Here is a 16,587-nt window from a genome sequence, read left to right as displayed (position 1 = left end):
GCCAATAAAAACTAGCGTTAGTTTACCCGAATGTAGAAAATATAAAACCTATACCCTTGTTGCTCATTGAAACTCTATTCATATAAATGTTTCAATGGTTTAATGGTTTATAAATTTAAAAAGGCATAAATACCGCACATGAAACTTTCTATTAATACGTCATTCCAAGCGAATGCGTCCAGCCAATATTTGTTGATATTAGTAGATTCTGAGTACGTTACAAATGCAGCTACTTCATATCAAATCAATGATTTAGATAATTTAATTGAAGCGACTCAATTTAAAGCAGCACTCAATGAAAGCCTGCCTTTGGTGGCGAACATTGCCGCTTGTCGCAATAGCGCTCTTTTAGGCCTCGGCAAAGTTGCTGAATTACAGGTCAATAAATTTGCAAAAATTGCACAAACCATTATTAAAGCGTCACAAAAAAAATTCAAACAGATCAGTGTCGATATCTCTGCCCTACCACAAGAACAACATTATTTATTTGCACTTAGCCTGACGCAAGCGGCTTATGCATTTGATGAATACAAGTCTAAGAAAAATGAATTTGTTTTGGAGCAGATCCATTTAATCGCTGCTGAAAGTCCATTAACCACTGCACAGCTTGACTTAATTTCTGCAGTACAATCAGGTCAAAGTTTTACCCGTGACCTAGGTAACCGTCCGGGCAATATCTGTTTCCCTGAATATTTAGCCGAACAAGCTCAAGCGCTTGCAGCTGAATTTCCGGATCAACTCAAAGTGACTGTACTCGATGAACAGCAAATGGCTGATCTCGGTATGGGTGCTTTCCTTGCTGTGAGCAAAGGTTCTGACCGTCCAGGCCGTATTATTACCATCGAATACCTTTCAAACCGTGAAGAAGCACCTGTGGTGCTTGTTGGTAAAGGCGTGACTTTTGATACGGGTGGTATCTCACTTAAACCGGGTGCTGGCATGGACGAAATGAAATTCGACATGTGCGGTTCTGCATCAGTTTTGGGTACCATCCGTGCGCTGTGTGAAGCGAAATTACCAATTCATGTTGTCGGCGCAATTGCTGCTGCAGAAAACATGCCGTCTGGTCATGCCACTCGCCCGGGTGACATCGTGACAACCATGAGCGGTCAAACCGTTGAAATTTTAAATACCGATGCCGAAGGTCGTTTGGTTCTGTGCGATACCTTGACCTATGTAAAACGCTTTAACCCTGCACTGGTGATTGATATTGCAACCCTCACTGGTGCATGTGTTGTGGCATTGGGTTCAGTCCTTACTGGTATGTTCACTCCGGATGATGAACTTGCGGCTGAATTGACTGCTGCAGGTCAACATAGCTTTGACCGCGTATGGCGCATGCCCGTAATTGAAGATTATCAAGAACAACTTGATTCTCCATTTGCAGATATTGCCAACATTGGTGGTCCAAAAGCAGGTTCTGTAACAGCTGCATGTTTCCTTCAACGCTTTACGCGTGAATATCGTTGGGCGCATTTAGACATTGCTGGTACTGCATGGAACTCAGGTGCAAATAAAGGCGCAACAGGTCGTCCTGTGCCATTATTAATGCAATTCTTAGCGAATCGTGCTCAAGCGAATGGCTAAAGTTAGCTTTTATTTATTTGAAAAAAGTCCTGAACGACAAGTCGAAAGCACTTGTCGTTTATGCCGTAAGATTCTGCGTCAGCCTGTACGTATTTGGCTACATTGTGCTGACCCAGACTTACAGCAACAACTTGATGAACGCCTGTGGAGTTTCGATCACACAGGTTTCATTCCCCATGGTATCGATCAAGCCGAGGCAACGGTCTGTATTTCTGCCCAATTGCCTGAGCAAGCCGACTGGATTGTGTTTAATTTTAACGATCAAGCACTTGAACAGTTCGCAAGTTTTAGTCACATTATCGAAATTATTGAAAATAACGAACCCGCTAAAATTATCGGGCGTGAAAAATATAAACAATATCGACGTTTGGGCGTTCAACCACAGACCCACAAACTTTAACGTGATATTGGTTTTACCCTATTTGCAAGGAGATGCACCATGGCATTGAATGTCGGTCCAGACTTTAAACAGCGCTGGTTAAAAGTACCTGAAGCTATTCGTCAGACCTTTATTGATGACCTTGGTCGCGTTTGCGATGTCCTCAATCCCAGTACAGACATTCAACACTGGCTGGTCAATGACCAACAGCAACAGCAAGTGTCTTTTGACAAAATTGAGTCTGCCTATGCAGATTTAAAAGCACAGTTGATAGAAGATGCTCGTATTCGTAAACAATTGGCTTTAGAAAAAGCCTTAGAAGAAAAACGTGAAGCTGAACAAGCCTATGCAGAACAACTGAAACGTGACGAAGAGTTACGCTTTGCTGCACAAACACAAGCGCTCACCATGATGCAGCATAATCTTGATCGTGAAGTACAACACTATGCCGCTCGCTATCATAAAAACCCTGAAACGGGTTTAGCGGGATTAAGTCAAAGCTTATCGGTCAGCGAAGGACAAATGTTGTCAGAACTTGAAAGTGTACGCGTGCGTTTGGAACTTGAGGCAGAAACGCAAATCGAAATAGCCGTCAGTGATTTCCGTGCAAAATTGAAAGCTGCCGCACAAGAAGAAATTGACTATATCTTAGAAAATTCTAATTTTTCGACAGAATCTACATCATCCCAAGCATCGTAAGCTGTCGATCGAAGTCTGGTCACTGTCATTAAACTGACATGTATTTGCAACATGATGTTCATATGGCTGAAGCATTGTCCCTCAAAACACAATGCTTCAGCCATCCTAAAAATATAATCATGCATCCAGATGGGAATTCAATATGGACATCATTCACCAGATTACCCAGAAAATATCCTCTCTATCTGCTGGAGAACAATGGGACATTCGTGCCAAAGATCTTTGGCTGAGTCATTCAGACTTTCACAGTATTTCGGTGTATCTCAGCCGAGAATCAGAAAAAGGGGGTTTTAGCATTCAGCAACCGCCCCAAAGCTCGATTTTTCAAACTCTTGATGTGGTGACCGTTACAAAGCACTAAATTGTCATCTACTCCATAAAAAAAGCCCACAACTGTGGGCTTTTTTTATGTTTAAGTTTGGCTTAGACCAAATCTGCAACTGCAGAAACGGTATGTCCTAGGAAATAACCGATACCGAGTAATAATCCAATCCAGATAAAACCACCTAGCACATTATAAAACATAAATGTGCCAAGACTCATGCGTGCAGATCCAGCGGCAAAAGGCGCAAAAGAACGTACAAAAGGTACAAAGCGTGCGACTAAAATCGTTTTACCGCCATGCTTCATAAAATATTTATTGGTTTTGACCATATATTCGGGCTTAAAGTAACGTGTGTGCTTATTAAAGTACTTAATGCCTAACACGCTGCCCGTATAGTAATTGACGCAGTAGCCCAAGACCGATGCGACAAATAACATCAGCCCCATGGTGTGTAAATGCACCACTTCCGTCGTTGAGCATAATGCGCCAATGGCAAGCAACAGGCTGTCTCCCGGCAGGAAGAACATAAATACTGAACCCGTTTCTGAAAATATCACCAGAAATAAAATGGCATAAATCCACACACCATAATTTTCCAATAACATGGGTAACCACTGTTCCAGATTCAGTAAGAAATCAATCATTATCACCTGTCTGATTATTCATCATATATGTCATTCCGCGACGCATTATCACCAAAAATAAAAAAACAGTCTAATTTTTCAATCAGACTGTTTGGTTTTCTTCGGTATCAACTTATTTCAAGAAGCCATTTTCAGCGAGAAAATCTAAGCTAATTTTAGATTGCGCTGTGGTCTCAGCGGCTTTATCACCAAGCAATAAACGCTCAATATAACGTGCTAAAACATCCACTTCTAAGTTCACTTTAGCCCCAGCCTTCCACGTACCGATATTGGTTCGTTCAGCCGTGTGCGGAATTAAATTTAAGCTCAGCACATTGCCACGTAAATGGTTAATTGTCAGGCTAATACCATCCACGGTCACAGAGCCTTTTTCCGCTAAATAGCGTGCAATTTCTTTCGGTGCGGTCACTTCAAAATAAATAGAACGCGCATCTGAACGAACTTGAGTGATTTCACCCACGGCATCGACATGACCACTGACAATATGTCCACCAAAACGCGTAGTCGGCAACATGGCTTTTTCCACATTCACCGCCTGCCCTGCTTTCCAGTGCTCCAAGGTGGTCCGATTTAAACTTTCACGTGAAACATCGGCTGCATACCAATTACTGCCAAAGTCAATCACGGTTAAGCAAATGCCATTGGTGGCAATAGAATCCCCCAAATGCACATCCGACATGTCTAAATCTGTCTGGATACGTAAGCGGACATCGCCACCCACGTTTTGAATGCTTTCAACTTTACCTAGACTTTCAATAATGCCTGTAAACATGTTCAATCCCTGAAAAATATGGGGCGATGATTTTTACCACAAATCAAGTTGCGTACTCACACCAGAGGTATCGACACCACCCAATTCTGCAAAATGGTGCAATTGACTCAACAACTGACGGATCGGTGGACCTGATTTGGCATGCGTATCCGTGATGACAATAAACTCTAGTACGCGTGCACGTTCAGACTGACGCTGCTTACTCACGCGGTAACGTGGTACATCTTGCGTCAATAAGCTTACTCGGCCACGTTTTAAATTGGCTTGTAACAAATCTGTGGCGCTGATATTACCATCGGTTGAATAGCTCGTCAGGATGTAACGTGCATTGATGGTTTCTAATAATTTTTCATAAGCTTCTTTCGCATGCTTCGAAGAATTATATGGACTTGGACGTTCTTTACGCCATGCACGATCGATTCCGCTCTTAAAGCCTTTGGTGTCTGGTGTTGGTAAATCCACCTGATCCCATAACGTTAAGGCATTCAACACATGGTAGTTACTGCTGTAAGCGTGCTGGTTATATGGTGGATCGAGATAAGCCACATCTACTTCAAAGCCACTCATTTGATTAGCCAAATGCTGTGCGTCGACACACCACATTTCCGCGGCGGGTTTTTTCGGATCACCAATTTCACAAAAACGACTTGGGGTCAGCCATAACAATGAACCGATACGATCTAAGGCTGCTTGGGTTTTACCACCCCAACCATGATGAAAGCTTTTAAATACACCGCTGGTATTGCTGACAAAACTTGCTGAATACAATAACGGTGCCAACAAAGCACTCATTTCCACATCATCAATCGCGCCTTGAGCCTGCCAAGTTGCAATTTGCTGACGAATCGCATCGATACGCATACCATTACGACGTTTAAAGAATAAACGGTCACGTGCCGGATCGTAGATTTCATCATTACGTGGACACAAGTTATGGGTCACCCAACCTTTAACTTCTGGCAAACGGTTCAGATAATCAATCGCTTTCTGATAGCCACCCAACTCTTTAAAAGCAGGTGCTTCAACGCAAGAGAGAATCGCGCTGTTCAAGGCATGGCTGTAGGGTTCCCAGTCATTGGCAATAACACGATAGCCGTTTTGACGAGCCAACCGTGATACCACACCCGAACCTGCAAAAAAGTCTGCAAATATCGGCGCACGACCATCTTCGCGTTTTAAGGTTCCCGTTTGCTCAAGTGCTTCTAAAATCAGATGTAATAGGCGGCGTTTGTTTCCCAAATAAGGAACCAACTGATGGAAAAGATATTCGTCTGTGGTACGAGCCGCATGACGACGTTTGTGATAAACCGTAGACTCTGAATTCATAGCGTCTCTTGAGAAGGGATTAACCTTAAGCGAATGTCATCACCCAATTGAGTGACATCTTTCAGCTTAAATCGAAGCTGCTCTGCCATGCGGTCAAATTCCGCATTAAACATCGCACGTGCTGACTGACCCAACAAGGTCGGTGCAACATAACTGATCATTTCATCGATCAAATGTTCTTGTAAGAAAGCGGTCGAAAGTGTCGCACCGGCTTCCACAAGGACATCATAAATTTGGAACTGTTGAACGCATGCTGCTAACAGATCGGCCAAAGGCTGAATTTCAAATTGTACCACGCCCAAGTCAGCAAGTTCCTGACGATATGGCCCCATGACCATCACGGTTTCAGGTTGCTGCAATATTTTTGCGCTTAATGGCAAGCGGCCTTGGCGATCTAGCACGATACGTTTCGGCTGAACCACGCTTCGCATATCAACAGCATCATCGAGTTGACGTACGTTGAGTAAGCAATCATCTGCTAATACTGTTTCCATCCCAGTAATCACAGCACCTGATATCGCACGCCAATGCTGTACATCTTGTCGCGCCATTGCACCGGTAATCCATTTAGACTCACCCGAGGCCATGGCAGTACGCCCATCCAGGCTCGATGCGACTTTGAGCCGGACATAAGGCATGCCCGTCGCCATGGCTTTTAAAAAGCCCAAGTTCAATTGATGCGCTTCTGCTTCACAAATACCTGTGATCACTTCAATGCCAGCATCACGTAGGATTTGTACACCTTTACCCGCAACCAATGGATTCGGATCGGGACATGCTACAACGACTTGAGCAACACCTGCTTCTACCAAACCTTTGGCACAAGGTGGCGTACGTCCATAGTGTGCGCAAGGCTCTAAAGTCACATAAGCGGTTGCGCCACGTGCGGCCTCACCTGCATCACGCATTGCAAAGACTTCAGCATGTGGTTGACCCGCTTTGGGATGAAAGCCTTCACCAACCAATTGACCGTCTTTGACAATCACACAGCCCACATTGGGATTGGGACGAGTGCTGTATTGCCCCTGCTGTGCCAATGCAATTGCACGCCGCATCCACTGTTGATGCTGCTGCAAAGTCACTTGATCTAACTCAGACATGTAATCACTCATGATAAAAATGGAAGCAGATGTGCATTAGTGCTCACGCTGCTGCATTTGTTCAATTTGACGACGAAAAGCTTCTACATCTTGGAAGTCTTGGTACACAGAAGCAAAACGTACATAAGCCACATGATCTAAAGCAAACAATGACTGCATGACAATTTCACCAATGGTGCGTGATTTCACATCACGTTCACCCAAACGGCGAATTTGCAATTGAATATCACTGAGTACCGTTTCAATTTGCTCTTGCGTTACTGGACGCTTTTGCAAGGCATGCATGAGCGAGCGGCGTAACTTGGCTTCATCAAAAGGTTCGCTCTTTGAATCAGACTTGATGACACGCGGCATCACCACTTCATAGCTTTCAAAAGTTGTAAAACGTTCACCGCAACTAATACATTCACGGCGGCGGCGTATCTGACAGCCTTCAGCAGCAAGACGTGAGTCAATCACTTTACTGTCTTCAGCGTTGCAAAATGGACAATGCATAGCGGTTAAATTGAACAAATCCGAATGGATTTAGAGTGTAGCAAAAATTTTGAAATTTGTAGAGCTTTACGCTAGATATGGAAAAAAAACAGCCCTTTCGGGCTGTTTTACACAATATATTGATTTACTGTGATCTTATTATTCTACACGTTCGCCATGTTGACTTAAGTCTAGACCCATACGTTCGTCATCAGCTTCAACACGGATGCCAATCACCAGATCAATCACTTTCAAGATAATGAATGTCATCACAGCTGAGTAAGCAATTGTCGCTATTACACCTTCGACTTGAACCCATAATTGATGCATTAAGTTACTCGGTGCATTGTCACCCATGATGAATTCGCTGGCAAAGAATGCTGTAAGGATCGCACCCACGATACCACCGACACCATGTAGACCAAACGCATCCAAAGAGTCATCCGCTTTCAACGCACGTTTCAGTGCAGTAATACCCCAGAAGCAAACCACACCACCAATCAGACCCATCGCTAGAGCGCCGCCAACTGTTACAAAACCAGCCGCAGGTGTAATCACCACAAGACCTGCTACCGCACCAGAAGCACCACCCAAGACAGACGCTTTACCACGAACTACTTTTTCAGTAATTAACCATGCCACTGCTGCTGCCGCTGCTGCAACTTGTGTTACCACCAATGCATAACCAGCCGAACCATTTGCACCCAGTGCAGAACCACCGTTGAAACCGAACCAACCTACCCACACAAGGCTTGCACCGATGACGGTTAAAGTTAGGTTATGTGGTGCCATAGATTCACGGCCAAGCCCCATACGTTTGCCAAGCATGTACGCTGCAACGAGACCCGCAACACCTGAGTTGATGTGAACTACTGTACCACCCGCAAAATCAAGCGCACCGTCGTTACCTAACCAACCACCACCCCATACCCAGTGAGTAATTGGTGCATAAACCACGACACTCCAAATTGCGATAAAAGCAACAAAAGCACCGAATTTCATACGTTCTGCAATCGAACCACTAATAATGGCAACGGTAATGATGGCAAATGTCATTTGGAAAATAACAAAAAGAATCTCTGGAATCGTACCCGTCAACGCTTCTGTAGTGATACCCGACAACATAAATTTGTCTAAGCTACCGATAAAGGCATTGCCTTCACCAAATGCTAAGGTATAACCCACAATCACCCACGTTAAACTCACGACACCCGCAGCAACAAAACTGTGTGCCATGGTGCTGAGTACATTTTTCTTACGGACCATACCGCCGTAAAACAATGCTAAACCGGGAATTGTCATAAGTAGAACAAGTGCAGTGGATACTAAAATCCATGCTGTATCACCTGTATCGAGCTTAGGTTCTTCTTCTGTAGGTGCTGGTTCCGCAGGTGCTGGCGCTGCTTCAACTGGAACTGCAGCTTCTGTTGTATTTGCAGTATCAACTACTGTGACTTCTTCTGTAGGTGCTGTTGCGCTTTCTTCAGCCCACGCAACAGAACCACCTAAAAGTGCACTGGACAAGCCGAGTGCAATTAGCATTTTTTTCATTCGTATCCCCCGACCTGATTTTCTGAGTTATTAGCTACTCAGCAAACTTCATGCCAATTTTTTAAACGGCATCTGCACCTGTTTCACCAGTACGGATACGGATGACTTGTTCCAGATTGCTTACAAAAATTTTACCGTCGCCAATTTTTCCTGTGCTTGCAACACGAGTAATTGATTCAATTACGGTATCGACCATTTCATCACTGATTGCGATTTCGATTTTTACTTTTGGTAAGAAATCAACCACATATTCAGCACCACGATAAAGTTCAGTGTGACCTTTCTGGCGACCGAAGCCTTTAACTTCAGTGACAGTGATCCCTTGAACACCATTTTCAGAGAGTGCTTCACGCACGTCATCTAATTTAAAAGGTTTTACAATTGCAGTTACGAGCTTCATGTTTTGTTTTCCTTCGGCTTATTTCACCTGTAAGGTTTTATGTTCAATTTTCATGCCAATATGACTACAGTCGGGGGAAAATAGTCAGCCCAGCATGAGATTTCTTTATAACCTATTTTATACGGATAATCTTGCGTATGCTTATAAAAATAGACGTTTTTACTAGAAGAATTACGATTTTACTGATCGATTAAACGCATATTTAAATAAAAGCACTATGGTCATGAATGTGGCGATGTTAAACTGCTGCCACCAATTCACTGAGGATGGTCAAAACAATGATTGAAACCTTATTACAAGCGATATTAGAACAAATCGATCAGCCGAAAAAAGACGTCGAACATAATCTTCGCAGCTTACTCAATGAAGCTGTGAGCAAAATGGATCTCGTATCTAAAGAAGAAATCGAACGCCAACGTACTGCACTGAATAATGCCAATTTACGTTTAAATGAATTGTTGAAACACGTCGAAGAACTCGAACAAAAAATTCAGAACAAAAAATAAGCACCTTTTTAGTGCAACAAAAGACGCATAACGATTAAAAATAATGCACCATAACGGAACAATAATATGTCTTTTGCCAAAATCTATACTCGGGGTTTGCTCGGCTTAAATGCACCCCAAATTGAAGTTGAAGTTCATGTCAGCCAAGGCCTGCCTTCATTGACCATTGTGGGCCTACCTGAGGCCGCCGTCCGTGAAAGTAAAGACCGTGTCCGCTCTGCGATTATTAATAGCGGCTTTCAGTTTCCGACCAAACGTCTGACCATCAATCTTGCACCCGCAGATTTACCCAAAGATGGTTCACGTTTAGATCTCGCCATTGCTTTAGGGATTCTGATCGCGTCGGGACAACTTCCTGAAAATGCAGCAGATGGTTTTGAATTTATTGGAGAATTGGCACTTGATGGTTATTTACGACCTGTCAGTGGCATCTTAAGTATAGCCATTGCCTGTCAGCATATCGGGCATCATCTGATTCTACCGGCACTCAATGCCGATGAAGCGGCGCAACTGCCGGAGTTCCAAGTCTTTCCTGCTCAGCATCTTAAGGATGTATGTGAACATTTGAGTCGTTCAGCCTTAATCAGCAGCCACCCTTCAACATCGTCAGCTAATCAACACAGTTACCCTTTTGATTTATCTGATGTGAAAGGTCAACTGAGACCACGTCGTGCTTTAGAAATTGCGGCGGCTGGCGGTCATTCCCTGCTATTTCGTGGCCCTCCAGGCACAGGTAAAACTCTACTCGCCTCGCGTTTAGCCAGCATTCTTCCGCCCTTAGATATGCAAGAAAATTTGCAAGTCGCGAGTATTTATTCCATTGCAGGTGCAAATCATCATTTTGGGCAACGTCCATTTCGTGCGCCACACCATACGGCATCTGCGATTGCCCTCGTCGGTGGAGGATCAAATCCTAAACCGGGTGAAATCACCTTGGCACATTTAGGGGTTTTATTTTTAGATGAGCTGCCTGAATTTGATCGAAAGGTGTTGGAGGTATTACGGCAACCACTCGAATCCAAAGAAATTGTGATTTCACGGGCTTCTCGTCAAATCACCTTCCCTGCGAATTTTCAATTGATCGCAGCAATGAATCCTTGCCCATGTGGCTATGCCTTTAACCAAGACAGCCGTTGTCAATGTAGTGCTGAAAGTATTAAACGCTATCAAAACCGTATTTCAGGTCCATTATTAGATCGTATTGATTTACATATAGATGTCCCGCCACTGGCAGCGCATGAATTACAAAGTTCGCAAGAGGTTGAAAGTTCAAGTACAGTTAGGCATCGTGTCATTCAAGCTTATGAGTTACAAATAGAGCGTCAGCAAAAATCCAATATGGCGCTCACGCCGACGCAATTGGAGCAACAAGCGGTTTTGGATGCTACTGCGCAGAATATTTTACAGTTAGCACAGCAACGAATGAATTTATCTGCGCGTGCTTATCATCGCGTATTACGTGTTGCCAGAACCATTGCCGACTTAGCTCAAAGTGAACACATTCAAGCTCAGCACGTTTCTGAAGCACTGTCCTATCGAAGCCAGCTCAATACTTAAAAAAATGGCGACCCTAGGTCGCCATTTTTAATGCTTTTTAACATTAGAATTCGTATTTCAAACCAAATACGACTTTATTCTTTTGTTTTTCATCCGCACGGTCATAACCACCAACTGTGTAATTCATGCTTGCGGTAACACCTGTATCTGCTAAAGGCTTGCTTAGACCAATATCAAAGTGACGGAAACCAAAGCTTTCTGTTGTTCCTAAATTATCTTCAAAATCACCTGAATCTTGATATGCATATAAACCAAGCGCGGTATCTAGACTGAAGTCTTTAGGAAGTGCATAGCTATATGATGCTTTGATATAAGTATCACCTGCATTACCCCATGAAACATCTTCAAGCAAAGTTTGCGCTGTTAAGCCAAAATCTTTATAGCTTAGCCCAAGCATTGTTTCTAAACCGTTTGCATCACTTGTATCAATATCATAGTAATAGTAGTAAGTTAGACCTGCTGTGTAACCAAGATCATCATTAATTGAACCGTTATAGCCCGCATAAAAATCATTTTCAAAACCATTCGGTAGGTCATCACCATAGTTTAATGTTGAACCCCACCAACCCGCATAGAAGCCTGATGCATGGCTATAATCCAAACCACCTTGGATTGTCGCATCTTTATTTTCAGGCACATTGGTAATACCACGTAAATTATAGCTAGATAGTACGCCGATATTTCCAGATACAGAATGCTCTGAAGCAGGTGCTTCAGCAAATGTAAACGTCGATGCTGCTCCAAGTACAGCGATTGATAAAGCTTTAAGTGCAAATTTCATGGTTTGTTCCCCCACATCGTGCGACGACGTATTTTTTGGTTATTTCGTTGAACTCAATGAGGTATTAGCAAGCGCTGTGCCATGTTTAAAAATAAGCGCATATTTTTTTTATAAAAGTCACCATTTTGGTTTATCAAAAACCAATATATTACTGTTTTTATTTATTATTTTTTAATTATCCTATTTGGCCTTTTTTCTCTTTAATTTATTTTAGAATGCAGATTTTCATCTATTTAGATTATTTAAATCTTCGGGTTGATAGATGTAACAGGATTTTAAAAATGCGCTTTTTTGAGTATATTTTTTCTACACCGATCTCAAAAATGCATAAAAAAAGTGCACAATCACCATTATGCACTTTCAAGAATATGACCGAATACGGTCAACTCGTTAATGTTAGAAAGAATAGGTCAATCCAACCACAACGTTATCGTCTAATTGCTCGCCTTCACGATCTTTACCGCCCCATACATAATCAGCAGCAATTTCAAACCCAGTATCTACAATCGGTTTACTCAAGCCTAAACGTGCTTCAGTGAACACCACATCTTCTGTGGTTGTTAATAGGCTATCATCACGACTGTCATTAAAAACAGAAACACCAAGCGATGAATTTAATGAAACATCATAAGGTAATGCATAGCTATAAGTAGCATTCAGATATACATCACCTGCGTTGCCATAATTAACATCAGACAACAATACAGCCATGCTTGCAGTTAAATCTTTATAACTTATGTCCTGAATAAATTCGACGCCCGTTGTGCGACGCTTTTCAGATCGGTCGTCGTTATACACTGAACCGCCACCTTGATAGACATAGGCCATCACTTGTGACTTATAACTCCAATCTTCATTCAGTTCACGTCCATATCCGACATAGAAATCATGTTCAAAACCATGTGACTGACTGTCGTCCGTAGGGTCATAGTTGAGTGTAGAACCCCAATAGCCCGCGAACAGCCCACTGTTGTGTGCATATTCAAGTCCGGCTTGTAATGCCGCTTGATCATTTTCTTCACTCGCACGGTACACATATTTGTTTACCACGCCCAAACTTCCAGACCAATTCCCTTGTGCAGTTGTGGCTTGTTCAGTTTGTTCTGCAAATGCAGGGACTGTACCTAGGGTCACTAAAATACTTAAAATGGCTTTTTTATAAAATTGAATCATGTTTAGTCCCCACATCGGATCGATCGTGGATTGGGTTGAGTAAAATTTAGCGCCGATTTTAATCGATTTTACCGCACTGTATAGCCCCTTTTTCTTATTTTGATCAATTAAATCATTTAAAAACAAAGGTAAGATTATATAAAATAGTAAAAAATAAGCTATTGATTCATAAAATATCTTTTATCGTGTTCCAGTCTTTAACAATGATTTAATGTTTTAATTTATATGTATATATCACGATTATTATCATCTTTTATTGAGCTAGATTTTAAGGAAAACATTTCTGACGACTTCGCTAAAAGTCATTCTCTATTTACAAAAAAAACACGCCAACAGTGCTTACTTAGCCTGAACATTGATGCCATGCACCTCAGCAGTTTTTATACTTTTTGATCAAAATACCAATTTAAATTCAGCACAAATTGTCGCGAAGAGTAATGATAAATCAGCAAGTTAAATGAAAGTTTTTACCGTTTTTTATATTTTTTTATGATAAGCAATGAAGAAACTTCTCTTTAGCTTAATATATATTCAATTTAAATAAACTATTTGTTAAACAACAATAACATACGAAACATTTGCTTATTACAGATTGACCGATGATCTGAATGTTTTCTAACTTTAGTGTAATAAGCGCATTAAAAATAGTGATTTTTTTAAGAAAAAATATACAATCGCACTACATATTAACCAAATTTGCATGAGGCTCTCTCCCAATGCTTAAAGCTCAACAACTAACACTTGCAGTATTAGTAAACGCTGCTCTTATTTCTACTGCTTTTGCTAGCGAACAAAGTGAATCTAAAGGCTTTGTGGAAGATGCTGAAGGCTCTGTATTGTTCCGTACAGGTTACATCAACCGTGACAAAACCAATTACATTGACAATGATACTAGTGCAGTAAAACGAGTAACAGATACCAGCTCAGCTGCTCAGTCTGCGATTGTAAAACTTGAATCTGGTTTTACAAAAGGTATTATCGGCTTTGGTGTAAATGTTACTGGCGACGCTTCATTCAAATTAGGCAGCAATGATAATGCTGGCAATGGCATGATTCCGCTTCATAACGGCGGAGCTAAAGATGCAAATGGTGATGTAGACGCCTATGACCATTGGGCGCGTGGCGGAGCTAGCGTTAAAGCACGAGTATCAAATACAACTGTTGAATACGGTACCCAAGTTCTAGATCTTCCTGTACTTGCGTCTAATACAGCACGTATGGTTCCAGAATATTTCACTGGTGTTCTTGCGAAAAGCCGTGAAATTGAAAATCTAGAATTGGTTGCTGGTAAATTCACAGAGAATCAATATTCAGATCAAATCAATACTGATGGCCGTCATCTAGATAATGCAATCGTTTGGGGTGCAAAGTACAAATTTAACGATCAGCTTAATGCATCTTACTATGGCTTAGACAGTGAAGATGCGCTTGAACGTCACTACATCAATGCAAACTACACATTGCCTTTAGCTGAAAAACGCTCATTAAATGTAGACTTCAATGGCTACCATACTGAATGGGACGAGCAAGCTGGAACTTATTCTTCAACAATTGGTAATAAAAATGTTGACGGCCGCAGCAATAGCATCTGGTCTCTTGCAGGTACATTAAACCAAGGCGCTCACTCAGTCATGCTAGCTTACCAACAAAATACAGGCAACACTGGTTATGACTATGGCGAAAATGCTGATGGCGCACAGTCAATCTATGTAGCTAACTCATACTTATCTGACTTTGTGGGGAACCATGAAAAATCGGCACAAGTTCAATATAACTTAAACTTTACTGATTATGGTGTGCCAGGCTTGAACTGGACTTCTGCATTCGTTTATGGCTGGGATATTAAAGTCAACAATTCAGCAAAAGAAGGTCAAGAGCGCGAATTCTTTAACCAAGTGAAATATACTGTTCAATCTGGTTTTGCTAAGGACGCAAGCTTACGTGTACGTCATTCTTACTACCGCGCAAGTGATAACTACCAAGCTGGTAACTATATCGGTGATACAAACGAATGGCGTTTATTCTTAGACATCCCTGTGAAATTATTTTAATTTCGCAACTACTCTAAGATAGCGAAAAAAAACCTGCACACTGTGCAGGTTTTTTTTATGAGCATCGTTTTCATATAACAACGATGCTCAGCTTAAAACAATATTATTTGTTCGCAGCTTTGTAAGCTTCAATTGAGCTAAGTACTTCTTGTTTCGCAACATCAGCACCTTCCCAACCACTTAACTTAACCCATTTACCAGGTTCTAAGTCTTTGTAGTGTTGGAAGAAATGTTCAATTTGATTGATCAATAATGCAGGAAGATCTGTATATTCTTGAACATCTTTATAAAGCGGAGTCAATTTGTCGTGTGGAACAGCAACGAGTTTTGCATCAACACCACCGTCATCTTCCATGTTCAATTTACCAACAGGACGGCAACGAATTACAGAACCTGGTTCTACTGGATGTGGAGTTACCACAAGTACGTCTAGTGGGTCACCATCCAAAGATAATGTATTTGGAACATAACCATAGTTCGCTGGGTAGAACATTGCAGTACCCATGAAACGGTCTACAAATAACGCATCAGAATCTTTATCGATTTCGTATTTGATTGGTGCTGCATTTGCAGGAATTTCAATAATGACATAGATGTCGTTTGGTGCATCTTTACCCGCTGGGATATTGCTGTAGCTCATAGCATCACTCTTTAAACAAAGTTAAATCTTTTAATCCGGCACAATTATAACGGTTTTATCGCTTTTTTTGTGATTTTAGCGATCATGCTGATAATTTAATCATCAAGCAGAACATTTAGCTTAATTTAATGACCAATAACATCAGACAAATTGGGCATAACATCGACAAGGTCCAAATAATTGAACGTAAAGTTGCCCAATTGGCTAAATAACATAACCCATAAATGACGCGTAAAACGAGATAGGCAATCCCAAAGGTCATGATGTATTGCTGATGAATCACCATGTATTCGGCCATTAGAATAGCCGCAATAAATAAAGGTAAACTTTCAAAACTATTTTGCTGCACTGCATGTGCGCGGCTCGCCAATCCTGTAGAGCGCGCTAAAACTTCACGTGGATTTTGATTATCACTCGACTTAAAACCTGCAGCTCGCTTCGCAATAAATGTAAATACATATGGCAATAAACAAGCGGCCAAAATGAGATAGATGATCCCACTGATGCTGTGCATGTGTTTTTTCTCAGGAAGATTTTTATGGCTGCTATAATACCATGGCATTTCGTGAATAATTTTTGTTAAATATAGTGTTTTTATAATCGGCAGATGAAAGGATCCTCT

At 41.7% G+C, this 16,587-nt stretch carries 18 protein-coding genes; 7 read left to right on the top strand and 11 right to left on the bottom strand.

Going from position 1 to position 16,587, the window contains the following annotated elements:
* Positions 1–138: 138 nt before the first annotated feature.
* The 4 genes from FTV03_RS03375 (at position 139) to FTV03_RS03360 (ending at position 3,026) form a co-directional block, all read left to right on the top strand.
* Complete coding sequence (locus tag FTV03_RS03375; RefSeq protein ID WP_180039925.1) at positions 139–1,587, top strand: leucyl aminopeptidase; 1,449 nt, start codon at positions 139–141, stop codon at positions 1,585–1,587.
* The gene (locus FTV03_RS03370) at positions 1,580–1,987 is read left to right on the top strand and encodes a DNA polymerase III subunit chi (protein WP_078189457.1); all 408 of its coding nucleotides are present in this window, start codon (positions 1,580–1,582) and stop codon (positions 1,985–1,987) included. Before FTV03_RS03375 ends, FTV03_RS03370 begins: the two co-directional genes overlap by 8 nt.
* Positions 1,988–2,026: 39 nt before the next feature.
* A complete protein-coding gene (locus tag FTV03_RS03365) occupies positions 2,027–2,665 on the top strand; it encodes a hypothetical protein (protein ID WP_180039923.1) in 639 nt (212 codons plus the stop codon).
* 142 nt (positions 2,666–2,807) lie between these two features.
* The gene (locus tag FTV03_RS03360; RefSeq protein ID WP_180039921.1) at positions 2,808–3,026 is read left to right on the top strand and encodes a hypothetical protein; all 219 of its coding nucleotides are present in this window, start codon (positions 2,808–2,810) and stop codon (positions 3,024–3,026) included.
* Between the two features lie 62 nt (positions 3,027–3,088).
* On the opposite strand, the gene FTV03_RS03355 is transcribed toward FTV03_RS03360, so the two are convergent.
* The 7 genes from FTV03_RS03355 to glnK all read right to left on the bottom strand — a co-directional run bounded on the left by FTV03_RS03355 (position 3,089) and on the right by glnK (position 9,257).
* Positions 3,089–3,634 (bottom strand): VTT domain-containing protein, encoded by a 546-nt coding sequence (locus FTV03_RS03355; protein WP_078189460.1) that lies wholly within the window; start codon positions 3,632–3,634, stop codon positions 3,089–3,091.
* A 112-nt stretch (positions 3,635–3,746) separates the two neighbouring features.
* A complete protein-coding gene (locus FTV03_RS03350) occupies positions 3,747–4,406 on the bottom strand; it encodes a riboflavin synthase (RefSeq protein WP_078192598.1) in 660 nt (219 codons plus the stop codon).
* A 33-nt stretch (positions 4,407–4,439) separates the two neighbouring features.
* On the bottom strand, positions 4,440–5,732 hold the full coding sequence (locus tag FTV03_RS03345; RefSeq protein ID WP_078189462.1) for a DNA adenine methylase: 1,293 nt from the start codon (positions 5,730–5,732) through the stop codon (positions 4,440–4,442).
* On the bottom strand, positions 5,729–6,832 hold the full coding sequence (ribD, locus tag FTV03_RS03340; RefSeq protein ID WP_180039919.1) for a bifunctional diaminohydroxyphosphoribosylaminopyrimidine deaminase/5-amino-6-(5-phosphoribosylamino)uracil reductase RibD: 1,104 nt from the start codon (positions 6,830–6,832) through the stop codon (positions 5,729–5,731). Before ribD ends, FTV03_RS03345 begins: the two co-directional genes overlap by 4 nt.
* A gap of 36 nt (positions 6,833–6,868) precedes the next feature.
* Complete coding sequence (nrdR, locus tag FTV03_RS03335; RefSeq protein ID WP_067763170.1) at positions 6,869–7,327, bottom strand: transcriptional regulator NrdR; 459 nt, start codon at positions 7,325–7,327, stop codon at positions 6,869–6,871.
* A gap of 138 nt (positions 7,328–7,465) precedes the next feature.
* The gene (locus tag FTV03_RS03330) at positions 7,466–8,857 is read right to left on the bottom strand and encodes an ammonium transporter (RefSeq protein ID WP_180039917.1); all 1,392 of its coding nucleotides are present in this window, start codon (positions 8,855–8,857) and stop codon (positions 7,466–7,468) included.
* Positions 8,858–8,918: 61 nt separating this feature from the next.
* A complete protein-coding gene (gene glnK, locus FTV03_RS03325) occupies positions 8,919–9,257 on the bottom strand; it encodes a P-II family nitrogen regulator (protein WP_067763174.1) in 339 nt (112 codons plus the stop codon).
* Positions 9,258–9,535: 278 nt separating this feature from the next.
* Between glnK and FTV03_RS03320 the strand changes: the two genes are divergently transcribed.
* On the top strand, positions 9,536–9,763 hold the full coding sequence (locus FTV03_RS03320; RefSeq protein ID WP_078189551.1) for an accessory factor UbiK family protein: 228 nt from the start codon (positions 9,536–9,538) through the stop codon (positions 9,761–9,763).
* Positions 9,764–9,829: 66 nt separating this feature from the next.
* Positions 9,830–11,320: a YifB family Mg chelatase-like AAA ATPase gene (locus tag FTV03_RS03315; RefSeq protein ID WP_180039915.1), complete on the top strand. Its 1,491-nt coding sequence runs from the start codon at positions 9,830–9,832 to the stop codon at positions 11,318–11,320.
* A gap of 43 nt (positions 11,321–11,363) precedes the next feature.
* Here the strand turns inward: FTV03_RS03315 and FTV03_RS03310 are convergent, their stop codons facing one another.
* Positions 11,364–12,101 carry a TorF family putative porin gene (locus FTV03_RS03310; protein WP_180008086.1) on the bottom strand — a complete coding sequence of 246 codons (738 nt, stop codon included), beginning with the start codon at positions 12,099–12,101 and terminating at the stop codon, positions 11,364–11,366.
* Between the two features lie 396 nt (positions 12,102–12,497).
* A complete protein-coding gene (locus tag FTV03_RS03305; protein WP_180039913.1) occupies positions 12,498–13,274 on the bottom strand; it encodes a TorF family putative porin in 777 nt (258 codons plus the stop codon).
* Positions 13,275–13,990: 716 nt separating this feature from the next.
* Here FTV03_RS03305 and FTV03_RS03300 point away from each other — a divergent pair.
* Positions 13,991–15,325, top strand: a complete 1,335-nt coding sequence (locus FTV03_RS03300) for an OprD family outer membrane porin (RefSeq protein ID WP_180039912.1) — start codon at positions 13,991–13,993, stop codon at positions 15,323–15,325.
* Between the two features lie 103 nt (positions 15,326–15,428).
* Here FTV03_RS03300 and ppa read toward each other — a convergent pair whose 3' ends face one another.
* Together ppa and FTV03_RS03290 are read right to left on the bottom strand one after the other, a co-directional pair.
* Positions 15,429–15,965 (bottom strand): inorganic diphosphatase, encoded by a 537-nt coding sequence (ppa, locus tag FTV03_RS03295; RefSeq protein WP_078189469.1) that lies wholly within the window; start codon positions 15,963–15,965, stop codon positions 15,429–15,431.
* 115 nt (positions 15,966–16,080) lie between these two features.
* Positions 16,081–16,479 (bottom strand): MAPEG family protein, encoded by a 399-nt coding sequence (locus FTV03_RS03290; RefSeq protein ID WP_078189470.1) that lies wholly within the window; start codon positions 16,477–16,479, stop codon positions 16,081–16,083.
* Between the last annotated feature and the right edge of the window lie 108 nt (positions 16,480–16,587).

The organism is Acinetobacter sp. YH12218 (assembly GCF_013417925.1).
GTDB classification, from domain to species: Bacteria; Pseudomonadota; Gammaproteobacteria; order Pseudomonadales; family Moraxellaceae; genus Acinetobacter; species Acinetobacter amyesii.
Note: the sequence above shows the minus strand (reverse complement) of the source record. Positions and strands in the feature narration are given on the sequence as shown.